Consider the following 20,522-nt stretch of genomic DNA (forward strand, 5'->3'; position numbering starts at 1 on the left):
ATTACTTTTCTTTGAGTATGCTTACCGCTCGCAACATTACCAAAAATTATTCCAACTTACACGTTCTGAAGGGAGTAGACGTGACAGTACAACAGGGAGAGATCGTAACCATCGTCGGTTCATCCGGCGCCGGCAAAAGTACTTTACTGCATATACTAGGTACCCTCGATACCCCCTCCACAGGAGAGGTATGGCTACACAATACCAACATCACCGCCCTCAAAGGAAACGCCCTCGCCGACTTCAGAAATCAACATATCGGCTTCATCTTCCAGTTCCATCACCTCCTCCCCGAATTCACCGCCCTGGAAAATGTCTCCATACCCGGATATATCGCCGGCAAAAAAAACCACCAAATAAAAGAAAAAGCCAAATTCCTGCTCGAAACACTAGGCCTCAAAGACCGGATGGACCATAAACCCACCCAACTCTCCGGTGGCGAACAACAACGCGTAGCCGTAGCCAGAGCCCTTATCAACGATCCCGCCATCATCATGGCCGACGAACCAACCGGTAACCTCGACTCCAAAAACGCCCGCGAACTACACAACCTCTTCTTCGACCTCAGGGACCAATTCAAACAAACATTCATCATCGTTACACACAATGAAGAATTAGCCCCCCTCAGCGACAGGCAACTCGTAATGAAAGATGGGAAAATAATCAACTAAACCCGCGGCTTCCAGGGTATCTCCGCTACACCCAACCGGTGCGCCACCCAACGGGATAACATAAAAAGATAATCACTCAAACGGTTGATATACTTCAACACCAACGGCTCTATAAACATATCCGACTCCTGCATACCCACACATATCCGCTCCGCACGCCTGCACACACAACGCGCAATATGACAGGTAGACACCGCCACATGCCCGCCAGGCAATATGAACGACTTCATCGGCGGTAACTCCGCATCCATCTGATCCATATTTGTCTCCAGCAACCGTATATCCGACTCATGCAGATCCGGTATCTTCATCTTCGTGTCCTTATCAGGATCACACGCCAGCGAAGAACCAATAGTGAACAAACGATCCTGTATCTCTTTCAGGAACAACTTGGTGGCCTCATCACTTAAATGATCACTGACCAACCCTATATAGGAGTTTAACTCGTCTACAGTACCATAGGCATCAATACGGATATGGCTCTTGGATACCTTCGTGCCGCCTATCAGAGAGGTCTTTCCCTTATCTCCCGTCTTGGTGTATATCTTAAAAGACATGTTATATATACTTTCTGTGAATACTGACAGACAAATCAATGCCCGCTCTTATCATACCAAAGATAAGACGCAGCCACCACCTTTACTGTCCAATATCACGGCTAAGATTGCACCTCCAGGTACTTCGGATTCAGCTTGTCCGTCTCCACCACACCATCTCGCAACCGCACTACCCGGCGCGCATGGTCCGCAATGTCCTCTTCGTGCGTCACCAACACCACCGTATTGCCCGAAGCATGGATCTTACCAAAGATCTCCATGATCTCAATAGAGGTCTTCGTATCCAGGTTACCAGTAGGCTCATCCGCAAGAATAAGGGAAGGATCATTCACCAGCGCTCGCGCAATCGCCACACGCTGGCACTGACCACCGGAAAGCTCATTAGGTTTGTGCTTGTAACGCTCCCCTAATCCCACCTTCTCCAGCATAGCTCGGGCCTTATCCTCCCGCTCCTTTTTGCTGACACCGGCATAGATCAAAGGCACCGCCACATTCTCCAGCGCTGTAAGACGGGGCATAAGGTTAAACTGCTGGAATACAAAACCAATCTCCTTATTACGGACATGCGCAAGATCATTGTCCTCCATCTTGCTCACATCATGTCCACTCAATACATACCGGCCGTCTGTAGGGGTGTCCAGACATCCTAATATGTTCATCAGGGTCGATTTACCGGAGCCGGATGGCCCCATCAATGCTACATACTCATTTTTACGAATATCCAGATCAATACCTTTCAATACCGGCAACTCATTCTTGCCGATATAATAACTTTTCCGGATACCTTCCAGGTGGATAACAGCCTGTGGATGCATATCTATTTTTTAATAACTTTTGGAACCTTGAAGTACTCTTCACTGGCCAGTGGGGCATTACTAAGCGCTTCCTCCCGCGTTACTGACGTAATCACACGGTCCTCACGAAGCACATTGTACTCCTCCGTGAGATGAAGCAGGGGCTTTACATCTGCTGTATTCAACTCATTCAGCTTGTCCACAAACGTGATCATCTGCTGAAGATCATGCCGGATATCTTTCCGCTCCCGCTCACTGAACTCCAGCTTGGAAAGAGCTGCCAATTGTAACACCAATGCGTCATTTACTTCCATAGATCAAATTAAACGAAAAGGTAATGAATTATTATAGATAATTATAAGCGTTGCCAAAATTAAGGATAAATGGTGAGCCCAGCCAACCACTCCATGCCCAATACCCACATCCGCCAACAACACCACCATCCCGGTAATACATCCCCGCCGCTGCGAAATTGTAACCGTTCCGTGGCAATTGCTCTGTCAGATTTCTTAACTTGCACCCCATTATGAGTATGGCTAATGAAAAAGAAATAGTGGTAAGCGGCATCCGCTCCACCGGTTTTTTACACTTAGGAAATTATTTCGGCGCTATCCGCAACTATATCCGTATGCAGGAAGACTACAATTGCTATTTCTTTGTAGCCGACTGGCATTCACTTACCACACACCCAGATCCTAAAGACCTGCGCGCCAGCGTATTCCGCGTACTGGCAGAAAATATCGCCTCCGGCCTCGATCCGGAAAAAGTAGCCCTCTACGCCCAAAGCGATATTCCTGAGATCGCAGAACTATATCTCCTCCTCAATATGATGGCCTACAAAGGAGAACTGGAAAAAGTACCGACTTTCAAAGACAAAGTACGCCTGCAACCACAAAACGTGAACGCCGGCCTCCTCACATACCCCGTACTCATGAGCGCAGATATCCTCATCCACCGCGCCGTAAAAGTACCCGTAGGCAAAGACCAGGAACAACACCTGGAAATGGCCCGCAACTTCGCACAACGATTCAATAATCGCTATGGCGACGTATTCCCCGAACCAATAGCCTTCAATTTCGGCGATAACCTCATCCGCATCCCCAGCCTCGATGGCAACGGCAAAATGAGCAAAAGCGAAAACGAAATGGCCACCCTCTATCTCGCCGATGCCGACGACGCCATCCGCAAAAAAATCATGAAAGCAAAAACAGATAGCGGTCCCGTAGAACCAGGCGCACCACGCGCCGAATCAGTGGAAAACCTGTTCCAGCTCATGCAACTGGTCTCCACTCCCGATGTGCTCCAACACTTCGAAACCACCTATCAGGACCAAAGCATCCGTTACGGCGATATGAAAAAACAACTGGCAGAAGATATGGTCAGCTTTATCGCACCCATCCGCGAAAACGCAGCCGCACTCCAGCAAGACCAAACCTACCTGAACCGTATCATGAAATACGGCGCAGAAAAAGCCAGAGAAAGCGCCGCCGCTACCCTCAACAAAGCCAGAAAACATATCGGTATCAACTACTATTGATCACATATCTTTATCCATAGGGACAAAACAAAAAAGATTTACGACTTATCATTCAGCATGGCAAAAAATAATAAGATCAAACACATCGCAATAGCGGGAAATATAGGAGCAGGCAAAACTACACTCACAGAACTGCTGGCCAGACACTATAAATGGGCGCCACAGTTCGAAGACGTAGAACATAATCCTTACCTCAATGACTTCTATGAAGATATGCCACGCTGGTCGTTCAATCTCCAGGTATACTTCCTGCATGGCAGATTAAAACAACTGCTCGAAATACAAAACGGCAGAGACACCGTCATCCAGGACAGAACCATCTACGAAGATGCCCACATCTTCGCACCCAACCTCTACGAAATGGGCCTCATGACCAAAAGAGACTTCGATAACTACTTCAATTTCTTCGAAACACTCAAATCAATGGTCAAACCGCCCGACTTATTGATCTACCTCCAGGCTTCCGTACCCACACTCGTAGCACAAATACAGAAAAGAGGTCGTGAGTACGAAGAAAATATCCGGCTCGACTACCTCAAACGCCTGAACGAATTCTACAACAACTGGATAGAAAAATATAAAGAAGGTCCGCTCCTCATCATCGATATCGATAAAAACAAATTCCCCGAAAGCGAAGAAGACCTCGGAGAGATCATCAACAAAATAGACGCACAGCTCCACGGACTGTTTTAAATAAATTGACGGCAACTTGTTCACGTATAAGTTGCCGTTTGCTTTTTTTTGTATATTAGTACTCCACTTTCAGTTAACCATCATTTTCCAGAGAAATACACACACGTTTGAATGATACAAGGGAATACCCCTTGCAATAAATGCTGTAGCACCATATAGCGTATAGATAACCCCATGAGAAAGATCGTTTCATTCGTCGTGTGTATATGTATGGCCCCTGCACTCCAGGCTCAACCCGCCTGGCTGCCCGCTGCCAAATACCAGACAACAGGTACCTACAGCCTGCACTTTCAACATGCATTTACACCCCAGCAAAACCAGGCCGCACTGGCCCATATCACCACCATCACCGCCGGCATACACGCAGAACGCCGCTTCATGATCAATGCAATGAATACCTACACCGCCACCGTTGCCGTACCCATATCCACCGGTACCTTCGGACTCACCGCGCAACAGTATGGATTTACCGCCTACAAAGAACAAAAAATAGCCCTCGCCTATGGCCGCCGTTTAGGTACCAAGATCAGCATAGGCCTGCAGCTGGACTATCTTTCCCGGTCCATACCCACCTACGGAGCCGCCAGCACCGTCACCGCTGAAGCCGGCATATTGTTCCATATCAACAACAGCTGGCACGCCGGCCTGCATACCATCAACCCCGCCGCACAGCAAATAGGCGCCACCCGCGAACCGTTACCGTCCATCTGGTCCGCCGGCATCGGATACGAAGCGTCCCGCAATTGCCTGCTCAGCGCAGAGGTCGTCAAAGAACAAACACAACCCCTCAACGCAAGAGCCATGCTCGAATACAGGATAGTCCAGCCACTAGCCATCATGCTGGGCATTTCCACCACCCCACAGCTGAATACCGCCGCCGTCGACTGCAGCTGGGAATCCCTCCGGCTACGTATATCCGCTTCCTATCACCCCATACTCGGTATCACCCCGGGACTCACCATCATATGGCAACAAAAAAGAAAAATTGCAGGCTGACACTTATCCTGCTGCTATCACTGTCGTTAACAACCTTTCGCTCCCGGGCACAGGAAAACATCGCAGCCGAAACCCAGCTGGAAAACCAGACCGCACGTGCCGAACTACCAGACGATGACAACCACTGGCAGCAACTACAATCCTTCAGCAGGCACAAGATCGACCTCAACAAAGCCGACGCAGCCACCCTCACAGCACTCGGCATACTGGACCCCCTGCAAGTAACACAGCTACTCAACTACCGCAGACTCATGGGGCCATTCCTAGCGATCTATGAACTGCAAGCCATACCAGGGTACGATACCTCCGTGATCATACAGTTACTGCCCTACGTAACCGTCAACGACGCCACACAAGCGGTAACCCCGCGGGACTATCTCCGCAAAGGCACTCACCAGCTGCTGATCAGATATGACCGGCAACTACCAGCCCCTAGAGGCTACCACCGCACAGATACCACCGCCGCACATTATACCGGCAGTCCCGATCAACTCCTCCTGAGATATCGTTATAGCCTCCCTCGGCATATAAGTTGGGGCCTCCTGATGGAAAAAGATGCAGGCGAACAGTTGTTTAAAGGAACACAAAAACAAGGCTTCGACTTCTACAGCGCACACCTGTTCCTGCGGGATTATAAACACATAAAAGCACTGGCAATAGGAGACTTCACCGCCAATCTCGGACAAGGACTCCTCAACTGGCAAGCATTGGCATTCGACAAAAGCGCTGCCGTCATGCAGATAAAACGGGAGGGCGATATATTGCGACCCTATGCATCCGCAGGAGAATTCAATTTCTTCCGCGGAGCCGGCATCACCTTACAACAAAAAGCCTGGCAACTCACCGCCTTCGGCTCCTCCCGCCGCCTGGATGGCAACCTCGTCTCGACAGATACGCTGGAATGGATCACCGCCTTCACCACCTCCGGCTATCATCGTTCTATCAACGAGAATACCAAAAAAGGAACCGTCCGGCAACTCACTGCCGGTGCTAACCTTTCCTATCACCGGGACAACTGGCACATTGGTCTCAATATGATCGCTCACCAATTATCCGCTCCGCTGCAAAAGGCCACCGCCGCCTATAATCGCTTTACCTTCCATGGAAATAAACTATTGGCAGGAAGTATCGACTATGCCCTGACATGGAAGAACATACATTACTTCGGAGAGATCGCTATGAGCAGCAATCGCAAACCGGCAGTAGTAATGGGGGCACTCGCCAGTGTAGCCCCTGCTGTAGATATCGCCGTGTTATATAGAAGCTACCATAGAGCCTATCAATCACTGTATGCACACGCATTCGGCGAAAGCTATCAGAATGTCAATGAACAGGGAATATACGCTGCTCTAAGACTAAAACTGCATCAACGCCTCTATCTCGACGCATTCGCAGATAGATACCGCTTCCCCTGGTTAAAATATCGGATCAATGCACCCTCCGCCGGCAGCGAATACCTGCTGGCGTTTACCTATACCCCGCGTAAACAGATCACCTGCTACTTCGCCTGGCACGTACAACAACGCCCCATCGCTGCTGAAGACGACAGCAGCTTCATACGACCGGTCAACAAAGCAATAGAGAAAAGTATCCGCCTGCAAACCAGTTTCCCGTTAGGTAAATACCTCATTTGTCGTACGAGAGCGGAATGGCAGTATATAAATAAGAATGCCATGATCCAACAAGGGGGAGTCATTTACGTAGAACTACGATATAAGCCGTTAAACAGCCACTGGCGCTGGTCGGCAAGAGGTACCAGATTTAATACAGGTGGTAGCGACAACCGCCTCTATATCACCGAAGGGGGCATGTTATACAATTACGCAGTGGCACAGCTATCCGGCCGCGGCTGGCAATATTATCTGCAGGGAGAATGGAAATGCAACCGGCGCATCACAGCATGGATACGCTGGCATCAGACATTATACGAAGATCGCCAGTTCATAGGTAGTGGCTGGGACCGCATTAATGGCGCAGCGAAGCATACATTTCAGTGTCAATGGCAATACCTCTTTTAACAGCAACTAAATTTCCGTGTGTAAAATAAATGTACAGGTCCCGATTTTCAAGGAGCTGATTCTAAGTTGTTTAGAATTTTGGTTTTTCTCACAGGTTAAAGCTCTGTTAAATTTTTATTGGGAGTAAGGAAAAAATTTATATAAATTGCTGTTGTCAACCAAAATCTAAATCTTTTATGAAAAAGGCTCTACTCTTTTTCACCATCTTTTTGGTGAGTGTAAGCCTGGCCTATGGACAACAACGCCAGGTTTCAGGTAAAGTTACTGGCTCAGACGGAGCCCCTATACCTTTCGCAACTGTACAAATCAAAGGGACAAATTCTGGTACTACCGCAGACGCTGATGGACGTTTCGTGTTGAAAGTTTCAACCGGCACCGTCTTAAAAGTTTCCGCTCTCGGGATGGAGGACAAAGAAATTACTGTTGGGTCAGGCAATATCGTTGCCGTTGCACTCAATGTTTCTGACGTAAACTTAAAAGAGGTAACAGTAACCGGCGCTTTCGGTATTAAGAAAGCCCAGCGTAATACCTCCTATAGCTCCCAGGTAATCGGTACAGAACAACTTAATGTAATCCCACAAACCAATGTAAACAATGCATTGGCGGGTAAAGTGGCAGGTGTGCAGTTTCAAGGACAATCGCCTATGAAACTCGATGCACAGGGCTTCCTGCGTATTCGTGGTGGCCTTGGACTGAAAGACGTAGATCCTATCTATGTAGTAGATGGTACGATCGTAGGTGCTTTTGAAATTAACCCCAATGACATCGCAGATGTGACAATCCTGAAAGGTGCGAACGCAACAGCACTATTGGGCGGTCGTGCCAGAAACGGTGCCATTATGATCACTACGAAGAAAGGATCTAAAGGCGGTTTCGGAATTGAAGTAAACCAAGGTATCACCTTCGATAAAGTGTATATCCTGCCTAAATACCAAAACCAATACGCAGGCGGTGGTGTAAGCTCTCTCATTCCGTTTAAGTATGAAGCAGGTATGCCCGACGAATGGAAAGCCCTCGATGGAAAATCCTACCTGGATCACACAGATGATGCCAGCTGGGGCCCACGCATAGAAGGACAGGAATATGCACCCTGGTACGCTTGGATACCTGGTACACAGTACACTGGTAAAACAGAAAGGTTGCAAGCACAACCTAATAACGTAAGAGATTTCTATCAGACCGGTATCACAAGTAATACTAACGTCGCATTGACCAAAGGTGGAGAACAATACAATATGCGCATCTCCTATACCAATCAATCCGTTAAAGGGATGCTACCTGGTACCAGCTCAAAAAGGAATGCATTGTCTTTCAATGGATCATACGACCTGAATCCTCACTTCACTACAGGCGCAAATGTTAACTACACCACCACAAATATCAGAGGAGAATTTGATGATGCCTATAGCAACCAGTCCGCTGGTAACTTCTCTCAGTGGTTCCACAGAGAACTGGATATGAGCAAACTGAGAGAACTGAGAGGCCTCAGAAACCCTACCGGTACCCTCGCCGGATGGAACGGTAACAACCCCGACTCCTATCTCGATTTAGGCCCGACAGACTATTGGAAAAATAACTATTGGTATAATCCATATGCTTATTTTGATAACATTGATTACAACCAGACCAGGAACAGACTCTTCGGAGATGCATTCCTGACCTACAAATTCAATGACGCATTAAGCTTAAGAGGTACCATTAGAAAAGACCTGTTAACAACAAACAGAGAAAATAAAATTAAATCCATCATCGAAAGAAGTGGTGGACAAACCGGTAAACTGGCTAGCTACGATACCCGGTTGGAAAGTTATGATGAAACCAACTACGAGTTGATCGCTACCTACAATAAAAAGATCACCGACTTTGATATCAATGTGACAGCAGGTGGTAACATCTTTACCAGAGAAGAGAAAACAGCACTTCAGAAAACTTCAAATGGTCTTATTATCCCAGATCTCTTCGCGATCACCAACTCAAAAGACCAACCCAGCCTCGAAAATATAAGAAGATCATATAAAACCAACTCCCTCTTCGCATCAGGTGAGTTCGGTTATAAACGCATCATCAACATTAACGCAGCAGTACGCGCAGACTGGTATTCTACACTGCCTTCAAGTGGCAACCGCCTGATCTCACCTTCTGTTGGTGGTACCTTCATCTTTAGTGAACTTACTCACAACGCGCTGCCTTGGTTGAGCTTCGGTAAAGTATTTGCCAGCTGGGGTAAAAAACCACTGGACCTCGGATTCCATGAGGCCAACTTCTCCTATAAACTGGACCAGTTCCAATGGGGAAGCAACATCGTAATGCGTACACCAAACTCCTTCCCGGATTCAACCCTCAAAGGCTCTCTGATCACTACCTATGAAGCAGGTTTCGACGTACGCTTCCTGGACAACAGATTCGGCCTGAACGCTTTGTATTATAATGAAGACAATAACAACGCACCACTGCCAGTGACAGTGGGTGGCGCTGGTGGATTCACAACCAGAGTAGTAAACGCAGCAAGAGTTAAAAGAACAGGTATCGAATTATTACTGACTGCCAAGATCCTTCAGTCTAAAGACTTCACATGGGATGTAAGCAAATCATTCTCTTATCTGTTAAGCAACAAAGTAGTTTCCCTGTATAACAACGTTGACAGGATTCAACTTGATGCCACAGCATTCGGTACCCGCTTCGCTCGTGCATTCCAGCAGAAAGGCGAAAACTGGGGACAACTGATTGGCGCTGGTATTAAACGTAATGCAGATGGTCAACCACTACTGGATCCGGTACTGGGTACATATGTAACCGACAGCGAAAAGAAATGGGGCTCTATCGTTCCGCGCATTACAGGTGGCTTGACAAATACCTTTAGCTACAAAGATTTTACATTGGCCTTCAGCGTCGACTATCAGGTGGGTGGTAAGTTCTTCTCCCTCACAGAAAACTTTTCAACATTCTCTGGATTGCTGGACGTAACCGCATCTACCAACGATAAAGGTAAAAATGTACGTGACGACGTAGCCAATGGCGGCGGTGTACACGTTACCGGCGTCTCTACCGCAGATGGTAAAACCCCCGTTGATTTATACATCCCGGCAAAACGCTACTACCAACAATACTATAACAACCAGATTGCTGAACCTTTCATTCATGACCTGACGTTTGTGAAACTGAGAGAAATAAGCCTTGGATATAACTTACCACTCAGAAAGTGGGGTGTTACCAACTGGGTGAAAGGTATGTATGTTTCCGTACTCGCCCGTAACCCATGGCTGATATATCGTGAAGCGAAGAATTTTGATCCTTCAGAAATATCAAATAATGCTGGTGAAAGTGGCCAGTTCCCTGGTACTCGCTCACTTGGCTTTAATGTTAAGTTTAGTTTCTAAAAACATCCGTTGCAATAAAATATTTAGTATGAAAAAGCAATTCTTAAAATATACATTTATCGTAAGTCTAGGCGTTTTAGGAGCGCTGGGACAAGGATGTAGCAAGATTGATAAATTCGGAGACACTAACTTTGATCCTAACACTACTCCCAACCCCGTGCCCTCTGCATTGCTGACTAGCGTATTGTCCGGTACCGGTGGACTCGTATTCGATGGTAACTTCTATCGAAATACAAGTACACAAGGTATGTATTGCCAGTACTTCACGCAAAGCCAATACACGGAAGAGGCTCGTTATGCCATACCAGACTATAACTGGGATGTTTTCTTTGCAGGTTCCGATGCAGATAACGTAGGTATTATGCCGGGCGCAAATCTGTTCGATCTGCAAAATATCATCAACTACGTCTCTAAACCCGAAAACGCAGCTACAGCAGTGCTATATGGATCTGTAAAGAACCAGATTGCAGTAGCTCGTATATTAAAAGCATATCTGTTCTGGAATCTCACCGACCAGTACGGAGACATGCCATATAAAGAGGCACTGAAAAATACAGACGCAGTACCATATACAGAACAAAAAGATATCTATCCCGATCTATTGAAAGAACTCAAGGAAGCTACCGCTCAATTCGATAGTGGTGAAATGCCTCAGGGAGATATCTGGTTCAACGGCAATAAAGACAAATGGATCAAATTTGCCAACTCGCTGCGCCTGCTGATAGCGCTTCGAATGTCCAAAATCAATCCCGCCACTGCACAAACAGAATATAACAGCGCATTAAGTGCAGGCGTCATTGAAGATAATAGCCAGAATGCTAAACTGGATTATCCGGGTGGCGCACGTTTTATGAACCCATTCTATGAGTTCGCCGCAGTGATCAAAAGATCCGATGTGGCAGTTACAAATGTGGTGATCAATCAGCTGAAAAATACTAATGACCGTCGCCGCGCCGTATTTGGCAGTTCCGAAGTAGGATTCCCTTACGGTCTTACCAGAGAAGATGCCGTACTTTTTTCAAATGCAAACCCTACCTGGGCACGTCCATTTGCTGCGTCATACAGGCAGCCAACTTCCCCCATGTATATCCTCACAGCTGCACATATTTGGTTGTCTAGAGCTGAAGCTGCGAACCTCGGATGGGGTGGGGACGCCGCTACCGCTTACAAAAACGGTATTGAGGCTTCCTGGAAACAATGGGGGGTATTTGATCAGACCGCATTTGATGCATTCATGGCTTCCCCAGCCATCGCATTGACCACAGATGCTACCAAAAAGATTATTACACAGGAGTGGCTGGCATTTTTTCCGGATGGCCGCCAAGGATGGGCAATATGGAGAAAGACCGGTCTTCCTGAACTCGCTCCCGCCCCTGGGGCAAACCTCGCAATACCTCGCCGTATCCCTTACGGCTCCAACGAAAGAAACCTGAACACCAACGCATATAAACAAGCCGCTGCACGGTATACTGTTAACAGTAGCGAAAACTCCTACTACGGCCGCGTATGGTGGGACAAACAATAATTATAGACCAATTTCATATTATCCTGTTGAAAGAGCTGCCGCCATCCGGCAGCTCTTGCTTTTATACCCCCTCTTATTACCCCATGAAAAAATAGACCTTGTTTTCACGCGCTCTTTTATACTTTTGTACCACGTAAACCGAACAACATGGAAAATCAGCAAGAGGAACAGAGCCAGTTAAATATCGAACTGAGTGAAGAAGTAGCAGAAGGTATATATGCCAATCTGGCCATTATCACCCACTCCAACGCAGAGTTCGTGGTAGACTTTGTCAATGTCATGCCAGGCCTGCCTAAAGCCCGCGTAAAGTCCCGCATCATTCTCACTCCTCAGCATGCTAAACGGTTCATGAAGGCCATGATGGAAAACATCAAAAAATATGAGTCCGTACATGGTCCCATACAAGACCAGGACCCGGTTTCTATGCCCATGAACTTCGGAGGCCCCTCCGCCCAGGCATAATTAGCAGTGATCCGTAAATAGTGACTTCCGAATGGCGAATACCTTTTCTTACCACCATCTATATCAATTTACCCATGAGGTCTTCATCCGGATGGGATGCTCGCTGGAACACGCTGCTGTAGCCAGCGAAGTACTGTTGTCAGCAGACCTGAGGGGAGTAGACTCCCACGGAGTAGCCCGCCTTACAGGCTATGTTCGCCTCTGGGAAGCCGGACGTATCAATGCAAAGCCAGATATCCGCATCGTACACGAAACACCTAGTACCGCCGTTGTCGATGGAGATAGCGGACTGGGCCTGGTTGTAGCCCCCTACGCTATGAAGGTCGCCATACAAAAAGCAACCATCGCTGGCACCGGCTGGGTAAGCGTAAAAAACTCCAATCACTTCGGCATCGCTGGCTATCATGCCATGAAAGCACTCGATCACGATATGATAGGAATGGCTATGACAAACGCCAGCCCACTGGTCGCACCTACCTTCTCCCGTGAACGTATGCTGGGTACCAACCCTATCGCTGTGGCAGTACCCGCAGGCAAACAGCCTCCATTCGTGGCTGACTTTGCCACTACCACCGCCGCCAATGGTAAATTGGAAATACTACAACGCAAAAACGAACCAGCCCCTTATGGCTGGATACAAGATAACGAAGGACTGCCAAGCACAAATCCCCACGAACTGAAAGATGGTGGCGCCTTGCTGCCACTTGGTGGTGACAGGGAGCATGGAAGCCATAAAGGCTATTGCCTCGGCGCTATCGTCGATATCTTTTCAGCAGTACTGTCCGGGGCCAACTACGGCCCATGGGCACCCCCGTTCGTCAGCTTCCTGCCCCTGGCCCCCGACCCCGTCGGACAAGGACTGGGACATTTCTTCGGCGCCATGAGAGTAGATGCCTTCCGCCCGGCCGATGAATTCAAATCCCATATGGATAAATGGATCAGCCGGTTCAGATCCGCTACCCCCGTAGCCGGACACCAGGTACTCATCCCCGGTGATCCCGAAAGAGAAATGGAAAAAGAAAGAAGACACACCGGCATCCCTCTGCTGACTCCCGTAGTAAAAGACCTGCAGGATGTAGGACAGAAATTCAAACTCGACTTTTAACAAACCATCATAGGAAATCGGAACTTTAAAATATAATAAGTAACAGCAATGAAAATTTTAAAATTCGGTGGTACTTCTGTAGGCAAACCAGAGCGTATGCATGCAGTTGCAAACCTGATCTCTGCTGACCAGCACCCTAAGATCGTGGTGCTCTCCGCCCTGTCAGGTACTACCAATGCTTTAGTGGAAATAGGTACCTCCCTGGCCGCAGGCGACAGACAATTGGCTAAGCAGCAGATCGATAAGCTGGAAGAACATTATCGCTCCTTCTGCCAGCAACTGGTCAAACAAGACAGCACCCGCACTAAAGCAAAAGAAATTGTAGACGAACATTTTGAGTTCCTGAATATCATTCTGAAGATATCTTTCAATGAAGCGCTGAATAAAGACATCCTGGCACAGGGAGAACTGCTCTCCACCAAACTCTTTTGCGTATACCTGGAAGAAGCCGGCCTGCCAGCCGTATTACTCCCGGCACTGGACTTTATGAGTATCGATGAATATGAGGAACCGGAAATACCTAAGATCAAGATCAAGCTGGGCAACCTACTCGCCAAACATAAAGATCAGGCCATTTTCGTAACTCAGGGATATATCTGCCGCAACGCCCGGGGAGAAGTGGACAACCTCAAACGTGGTGGTAGCGATTACTCCGCATCTCTCATCGGCGCCGCTATCCAAGCCGAAGAAGTGCAAATATGGACGGACATCGATGGCATGCACAACAATGACCCGCGTGTCGTGAACAAAACATTCCCCATCGAACAACTGTCCTTCGACGAAGCAGCAGAATTAGCCTACTTCGGCGCTAAAATATTACATCCTGCTTCCATCTGGCCTGCCCAGCATTTTAATATCCCGGTAAGATTACTGAATACCATGCAGCCCGAAGCAAAAGGTACCCTGATTACCGAACTGCCAAACGGTGATGGCGTAAAAGCGATCGCCGCAAAAGATGGCATTATCGCCATCAAGATCAAATCCAGCCGCATGCTGCTCGCATATGGCTTCCTCCGTAAGATCTTCGAAGTCTTCGAAAAATACCGCACGCCCATCGATATGATCACCACCTCCGAAGTGGCAGTATCTATCACCATCGATAATAACCAGCATCTCGACCAGGTCCTGAAAGAACTGCAACCCTTCGGTACCGTAGAGCTGGATCACCACCAATCCATCGTTTCCATCGTAGGCAACGAAGTGGCAGCCACTCCCTCCATCCTGAAGAAGCTCTTTAACGCACTGGACGAAGTACCCTTGCGTATGATCTCCTACGGTGGTAGCCGCCACAACATATCCATCCTGGTAGGTGGACAGTATAAAGAAAAAACACTCCAGCTGCTGAACAAAGGATTGTTCGACCTCGATTGATCCATTTCCAGCAACAACATAAAATAAAAGAGGGACCACTTAGGTCCCTCTTTTATTTTTATTATCCTATTAAACGTTGTCAGGTAACTCCCTCGTCCTTTTGCTGCAAACGGGGATCAAAATGGAATGGCTGCTGGCTCAATATCTTGATACCACTTACCTCCGGATGTAAAGGATTGATCAGGTAATTAAACTCCTCCGGTATCACCACAGAAGGCAACTTTAAAACAGCATACTTACCTTCCTCTATCCATTGGTCACCCACACACTGTAACTCCGGGAACGGCGCCAGTGACTGCCACCCGGATGGCAACTCCTTACGCGTGAGCGTCTGTATAGCGATCCCGTCCGGGATCTCAATAGTGGCAATGCAAAAATCCTGTACAATGTTTTTCAAAGGTACATGCACCAGTACCTCCAGGGCTGCCAGCGCCCGGCTGCCGGCCGTATATACAATAGCATGTCCCTTACTGTTCCAACGACCCCCATATAAACGGGCACCGGTACCAGTCAGGTCTTGTATATAGGCACACTTGCTGATTCTGTATACTTCCATAAGGATAGCTGACAAACAGCTTAATATTTTCAGGTGATCATAGTTAGTAAATAATACTACAATACAGGCATTCAGATATGCCTGCAAGGAAGGGCTCATCATATAAAGCCAGCTTCGCGCAGCTAAGCAAATACACCGTGCGCAATACGGCCCAGCTCATCTTCGATAAGCTGAAAGCCAAATGTAGTATCTAAGAGGGAAATAGGTAGTTGATAATTAAAGGCAGGCAGAGGAGTACGCATCCATTCCTTGAAATTCTCGAGATCACCAAAGACATCCGCACCATGTTGGTAAAGCTGGGACAGTAATATGGCCCGCTCTGAAGAATCGGCCGCCAGCTTCTCGTTATCCTGGTACCTTTGTAAAGTACGTTCTGATACATGAAGTACACGTGCTATCTCGGACAAAGAAAATGACAACTGCTGGGTAAGGTTCATCAATGCTTTCTTAATAACCCCGTCTCTGGATAATTCTATCAGGTAAAAATACCCCCGGCTACCCGCATAGGCCGCTCGCGCGTCATGCACTACCATCAAAGCCTGCTCCTGCATCGGGTATTCCCGATTCTGTTGATGTTTCATACTTAACGACATTTGTCACAAAGATAGGTATTTTTGTCGTCTTAAAACACTTTGTCTTCAAAATATCCAATCTTTCGCATATAATTGATTTCCAAAGTATATACGTCATATTCCCGGCTTACAACACCCTGCAACACATAAAATCCCTCCTTCTGAAAAGGACAACGCCGTAAACTGTCCGGAAAATGTACCGTATCCACAAACATCCCTTCCTTGTCCAAAAAAGTGCCAAAACACATCGGCTCTCCCTGCTGCGTCCTGCTATATTTGGTACAGACCAGGTAACCTAGCAAAAATACCGTCTGCCGCAGATAAACAGGAAAAGCCGCTGCCGTAATATATGCCTCCTGGTCATGCTCCAGCACCTCAAAAGGAGAACAAAGCGGGAACCCCAACAGGTCAATCTCATCAAACGCATCCTCATGCCGGTGATAAGTAAGCGCCGGTAGCTCACTGGTACTCACCACAGGCGTCTGGAACAGCGATAATGATAGATCACCGTGCCCCTCCCTCGCCCGTAGCAACAGGCTGCTCTTCCACAATAACTCCTTCTTGGTACAACCCGTAAACCGGAATGCGCCGATACGGATCAGCAACTCCAACTGCTCAGGAGCAGGATGGATACGTTCCGTAAAATCCTCCAGACCGGCATAAGGACCATGCTGCTGACGTTCTTTTAATACATGCGATATCCACCCTTCCTCTAGCCGCTCGAGGTGAATAAACCCCGTATAAACGATTGCTCCGCTGATACGCGTATAATACTCACTGTTATTGACACAGGGAGGACATACCTGTACGCCCGTACGCTGCAACTCCCGGAAATAAAGCTCCCGGTTATAAAACCCCCCGAAGTTATTGATCACCGCTACCATAAACTCCGCAGGGAAATAAGTCTTGAGATATAAACTTTGATAACTCTCCACCGCAAAACTGGCAGAATGTGCCTTCGAAAACGAAAAGCCAGAGAAACTGGATATCTGCCGCCACAACTCCTCACTGGTCTCCCGCGGACGACCCAGCCGCATGCAGTTATCAAAATATTGCCGCTCTATACTCGCAAAGGTATCCCGCCCTCTATACTTACCCGCCATCGCCCGGCGTAATATATCCGCATCCGCCAGGTCCATATCCGCATAGGCATGTATCACCTTGATCACGTCCTCCTGGTACACCATCACCCCAAACGTCTCTTTCAGCAACTGCTCGATGATAGGATGCAGGTAGTGTACCGTCTCCGGCTGCCGGTAACGTTGTACATATTGCCGCATCATACCCGATTGCGCCACACCAGGACGGATAATAGAACTGGCTGCCACCAGCGACAGGTAATCTCCGCATCGTAACTTTTTTAATAATTGTCGCATCGCCGGCGACTCGATATAAAAACAACCGATCGTATTTACCGCTAGCAATTGCTGCCTAACCTGCTCATCCTGCATAAAACGCTGCACATCATGAATGTCTATCTCTACCCCCTTATTCTCCTTGATCATCGTGATCGCATCCCGTATATGCCCCAGCCCCCGCTGACTGAGTATATCAAATTTGAAAAGCCCGATCGCCTCCGCCTGATGCATATCCAGCTGCGCAGTAGGATAACCTTTGGGCGGCATATAAGTAGCACAATATTGATGAATAGGCGCCTCACTGATCAGGATACCACCGGCATGAATGCTCAGGTGATTAGGAAAAGATTTCTCCTGCTCATCCTGCTCCGTCATCAGCTTACTATACGCCAATATCTTCCGCTGTATATCATCACCATTCAATGACATACTCATCGGATGCTCAAGAATAAGGTCGATCTCCCTTTTCGGCAATCCATACACCTTACCCAACTCCCGCACGATCGCATTTCGCTGGAACGTCGATACCATGCCTAGTAACGCAGTATGCGCCTGCCCGTATTTTTCAAATACATAACTGATGATCTGGTCCCGGTCCCTCCACGAAAAATCAATGTCAAAATCAGGCGGAGAACTCCGCTGTGGATTCAGGAATCGTTCAAAATAAAGATCCAGCGCAATAGGATCCACATCTGTAATGTGCAAACAGTAAGCAATGATAGAATTGGCGCCGCTCCCCCTGCCTACATAGAAAAAGCCTTTATGCCTCGCATAACGGATAATATCCCAGGTGATAAGAAAATAACTATTGAAATCCAGTTGGTCAACAATTCGAAGTTCCTTCTCGATCCGCTCCCGCGCCACCGCATGATCCTTCCCGTAACGTTGCTCCATGCCGGCATAAGCCAACTCCCGCAGCTTCGCATGATCCGCCGCAACACTCCCCGTGAAAGTCCTTTTGTTCCGGGGTACCTTAAAATCAAATTGTACAGAACAGGCCTCCATCACCAACAGCGTATTACGCACAATATGCGGATATGCCTGGAAATGATCCAGTAACGCCGCCGGTGCAATAAAATGCTCATCCGCCGCCGCAATAGTTTCACCTGCCAGCTGACTGATCAGGATGTTCTGATCCACCGCTCGTAATACACGATGCAGTTCATAATACGCAGAATCCTGGAAGGTCACCGGTTGCAATACCACCAGTTTATCCTTGCAGGAAAGTGTATCCACCCGGAATAATTTGTTGACCTCCCGGGGCCGTATACCAATTAATTCATGGGGAGCCAGCAGCTTCGGATCAAATTGCCCCCAGCGATATATCACAAAAGTACCCGGAAGGAGAGGGGCACGCTCCGGATAAGGAGTATCCGTATGTAAATGATGGGACAGGAACTGGTTGATATGCAACCAGCCTTCCATATCCCTGGCTAGTAAAATATAACGGAAAGTATGCCCGTTCCTGCATTCTAATCCTAATATAGGTTTGATATTATACCGCTGGCAATGTTGTACAAAAGACCAGGTATCAGAAGTAATATTGATATTGGTCAGTGCCAGCGACGTAATCCCATGATCTCTGGCCGTTTTTACCAGTATTTCCGTATCAATCGTGCCATAACGCAGGCTGAAATATGTTTTGCAGTTCAGGTACATGCTTTCTTCACATTGGTGCCTTTCATCAGATATTGTGATCCAAAACGGTGCTTGATATGATCGATCGCCTGATAGAGCGCAATCATCTCCTGCGTATCATCAAAAAGGCTGATCTGGTAATTGCCCTGTACCAGGTGAGATACCCGTACACCTAATAACCTCACCAGCTGCCGCCGGTCGTATAACTTGCTGAATAACTCTTTTACTTTCGCTAATAACACATGATCACTACAGGTATAAGCAATACTTAACTGCTTGCTCACCGTTTCAAAATCTGCATAACGGATCTTTACCGTGATACAACCAGCCAGCTTATCCTGCTGACGTAACTCAAAAGCCACCTTCTCCGTCATCCTCACCAGCTCCGCATGCAAAAAACGCATGTCGATCGTATCTGCCTGAAAAGTATGTTCCGTAGAGATCGACTTTTGCTCATGATAGGGAATCACCGGGGAGTTATCAATACCATTCGCTTTGTTCCACAACGATATACCGTTTTTCCCCAACCACGCCTCAAGCAACGCCACAGGTACCTCGCTGAGCGTCTTTACCGTTTCTACCCCCCGCCGGTGCAACTGTAACGCTGTCTCCTTACCAACCATGGGCAGTTTCTCCACACGCATAGGCGCCAGGAAAATCTTCTCCCCGCCAAAGGGTATCTCCAGCTGCCCGTTGGGTTTCGCCTCATTCGTTGCTACCTTCGATACCATCTTATTAGCTGATAACCCAAACGAGATCGGTAACCCCGTCTCACGCATGATCCGCTGACGTAACTCCACCGTCCACTTCATCGAACCAAAATACTTATCCATCCCCGTTAGATCCAGGTAGAACTCATCGATAGACGATTTCTCATATAGTGGAGCCTGATCCGCAATAATCTCCGTCACTACCCGCGACATCACACTGTATTGCTCCGGATCACTGCCACATACAACCGCGTGCGGACAAAGACGTAACGCCGTCTTCATCGGCATCGCCGAATGAATACCATACCGCCTCGCCTCATAACTGCATGCCGCCACCACCGCACGATCACTATGACCGCCGATCAATAACGGCTTACCCTTCAATTGACTATCGCGAAGACATTCCACAGATACAAAAAAACAATCCAGGTCAAAATGTGCGATCGTCCGTTTATCCGCTAAAGCAATCATATACGTTGAATAAAAGATACAGGAAACGTAATGGTCTGAAGTTTGTACCGATATACTCGTAATAGTGGCAATGATCCAGTCCCGGCTATTGTTATTGTTCGGTAACAAATG

The 20,522-nt window shown here is 47.7% G+C and carries 17 protein-coding genes; 10 read left to right on the forward strand and 7 right to left on the reverse strand.

Annotated features, from left to right (window positions below; genetic code table 11):
• Positions 1 to 17: 17 nt before the first annotated feature.
• Positions 18 to 671 (forward strand): ABC transporter ATP-binding protein, encoded by a 654-nt coding sequence (locus KTO58_RS00755; RefSeq protein WP_095841225.1) that lies wholly within the window; start codon positions 18 to 20, stop codon positions 669 to 671.
• Here the strand turns inward: KTO58_RS00755 and KTO58_RS00760 are convergent.
• The 3 genes from KTO58_RS00760 to gatC all read right to left on the reverse strand — a co-directional run bounded on the left by KTO58_RS00760 (position 668) and on the right by gatC (position 2,336).
• Positions 668 to 1,228 carry a cob(I)yrinic acid a,c-diamide adenosyltransferase gene (locus KTO58_RS00760; RefSeq protein WP_095841224.1) on the reverse strand — a complete coding sequence of 187 codons (561 nt, stop codon included), beginning with the start codon at positions 1,226 to 1,228 and terminating at the stop codon, positions 668 to 670. The two genes, KTO58_RS00755 and KTO58_RS00760, sit on opposite strands and share 4 nt — an antisense overlap.
• 101 nt (positions 1,229 to 1,329) lie before the next feature.
• A complete protein-coding gene (locus KTO58_RS00765) occupies positions 1,330 to 2,043 on the reverse strand; it encodes an ABC transporter ATP-binding protein (protein WP_095841223.1) in 714 nt (237 codons plus the stop codon).
• A 2-nt stretch (positions 2,044 to 2,045) separates the two neighbouring features.
• Positions 2,046 to 2,336 (reverse strand): Asp-tRNA(Asn)/Glu-tRNA(Gln) amidotransferase subunit GatC, encoded by a 291-nt coding sequence (gene gatC / locus KTO58_RS00770; RefSeq protein WP_095841222.1) that lies wholly within the window; start codon positions 2,334 to 2,336, stop codon positions 2,046 to 2,048.
• 212 nt (positions 2,337 to 2,548) lie between these two features.
• Here gatC and trpS point away from each other — a divergent pair, with 212 nt between their 5' ends.
• The 9 genes from trpS (at position 2,549) to KTO58_RS00815 (ending at position 15,106) form a co-directional block, all read left to right on the forward strand.
• Entirely contained in the window at positions 2,549 to 3,559 is a 1,011-nt protein-coding gene (gene trpS / locus KTO58_RS00775) for a tryptophan--tRNA ligase (protein WP_225859997.1), read from the forward strand.
• 57 nt (positions 3,560 to 3,616) lie between these two features.
• Positions 3,617 to 4,252 (forward strand): deoxynucleoside kinase, encoded by a 636-nt coding sequence (locus tag KTO58_RS00780; protein ID WP_095841220.1) that lies wholly within the window; start codon positions 3,617 to 3,619, stop codon positions 4,250 to 4,252.
• A 174-nt stretch (positions 4,253 to 4,426) separates the two neighbouring features.
• Complete coding sequence (locus KTO58_RS00785) at positions 4,427 to 5,248, forward strand: PorV/PorQ family protein (protein WP_157753303.1); 822 nt, start codon at positions 4,427 to 4,429, stop codon at positions 5,246 to 5,248.
• Entirely contained in the window at positions 5,218 to 7,266 is a 2,049-nt protein-coding gene (locus KTO58_RS00790; RefSeq protein WP_095841218.1) for a ComEA family DNA-binding protein, read from the forward strand. The genes KTO58_RS00785 and KTO58_RS00790 overlap by 31 nt, the downstream gene beginning before the upstream one ends.
• A 176-nt stretch (positions 7,267 to 7,442) precedes the next feature.
• A complete protein-coding gene (locus KTO58_RS00795; protein WP_095841217.1) occupies positions 7,443 to 10,643 on the forward strand; it encodes a SusC/RagA family TonB-linked outer membrane protein in 3,201 nt (1,066 codons plus the stop codon).
• A gap of 28 nt (positions 10,644 to 10,671) precedes the next feature.
• Entirely contained in the window at positions 10,672 to 12,168 is a 1,497-nt protein-coding gene (locus KTO58_RS00800) for a SusD/RagB family nutrient-binding outer membrane lipoprotein (RefSeq protein WP_157753302.1), read from the forward strand.
• 147 nt (positions 12,169 to 12,315) lie between these two features.
• Positions 12,316 to 12,630 (forward strand): DUF3467 domain-containing protein, encoded by a 315-nt coding sequence (locus tag KTO58_RS00805; RefSeq protein ID WP_095841215.1) that lies wholly within the window; start codon positions 12,316 to 12,318, stop codon positions 12,628 to 12,630.
• 31 nt (positions 12,631 to 12,661) lie between these two features.
• On the forward strand, positions 12,662 to 13,735 hold the full coding sequence (locus KTO58_RS00810; protein WP_095841214.1) for an Ldh family oxidoreductase: 1,074 nt from the start codon (positions 12,662 to 12,664) through the stop codon (positions 13,733 to 13,735).
• Between the two features lie 48 nt (positions 13,736 to 13,783).
• Complete coding sequence (locus tag KTO58_RS00815) at positions 13,784 to 15,106, forward strand: aspartate kinase (protein ID WP_095841213.1); 1,323 nt, start codon at positions 13,784 to 13,786, stop codon at positions 15,104 to 15,106.
• A 79-nt stretch (positions 15,107 to 15,185) separates the two neighbouring features.
• On the opposite strand, the gene KTO58_RS00820 is transcribed toward KTO58_RS00815, so the two are convergent.
• The 4 genes from KTO58_RS00820 to dinB form a co-directional block, all read right to left on the reverse strand.
• Positions 15,186 to 15,677, reverse strand: a complete 492-nt coding sequence (locus KTO58_RS00820) for an RES family NAD+ phosphorylase (RefSeq protein WP_225859998.1) — start codon at positions 15,675 to 15,677, stop codon at positions 15,186 to 15,188.
• 107 nt (positions 15,678 to 15,784) lie between these two features.
• Positions 15,785 to 16,243: an Xre family toxin-antitoxin system antitoxin gene (locus tag KTO58_RS00825; RefSeq protein WP_157753301.1), complete on the reverse strand. Its 459-nt coding sequence runs from the start codon at positions 16,241 to 16,243 to the stop codon at positions 15,785 to 15,787.
• A 41-nt stretch (positions 16,244 to 16,284) separates the two neighbouring features.
• Positions 16,285 to 19,251, reverse strand: a complete 2,967-nt coding sequence (locus tag KTO58_RS00830; protein ID WP_095841211.1) for a DNA polymerase III subunit alpha — start codon at positions 19,249 to 19,251, stop codon at positions 16,285 to 16,287.
• Positions 19,242 to 20,411 (reverse strand): DNA polymerase IV, encoded by a 1,170-nt coding sequence (gene dinB / locus KTO58_RS00835; protein WP_095841210.1) that lies wholly within the window; start codon positions 20,409 to 20,411, stop codon positions 19,242 to 19,244. The genes KTO58_RS00830 and dinB overlap by 10 nt, the downstream gene beginning before the upstream one ends.
• Between the last annotated feature and the right edge of the window lie 111 nt (positions 20,412 to 20,522).

It is taken from the genome of Chitinophaga pendula (assembly GCF_020386615.1).
GTDB classification, from domain to species: Bacteria; Bacteroidota; Bacteroidia; order Chitinophagales; family Chitinophagaceae; genus Chitinophaga; species Chitinophaga pendula.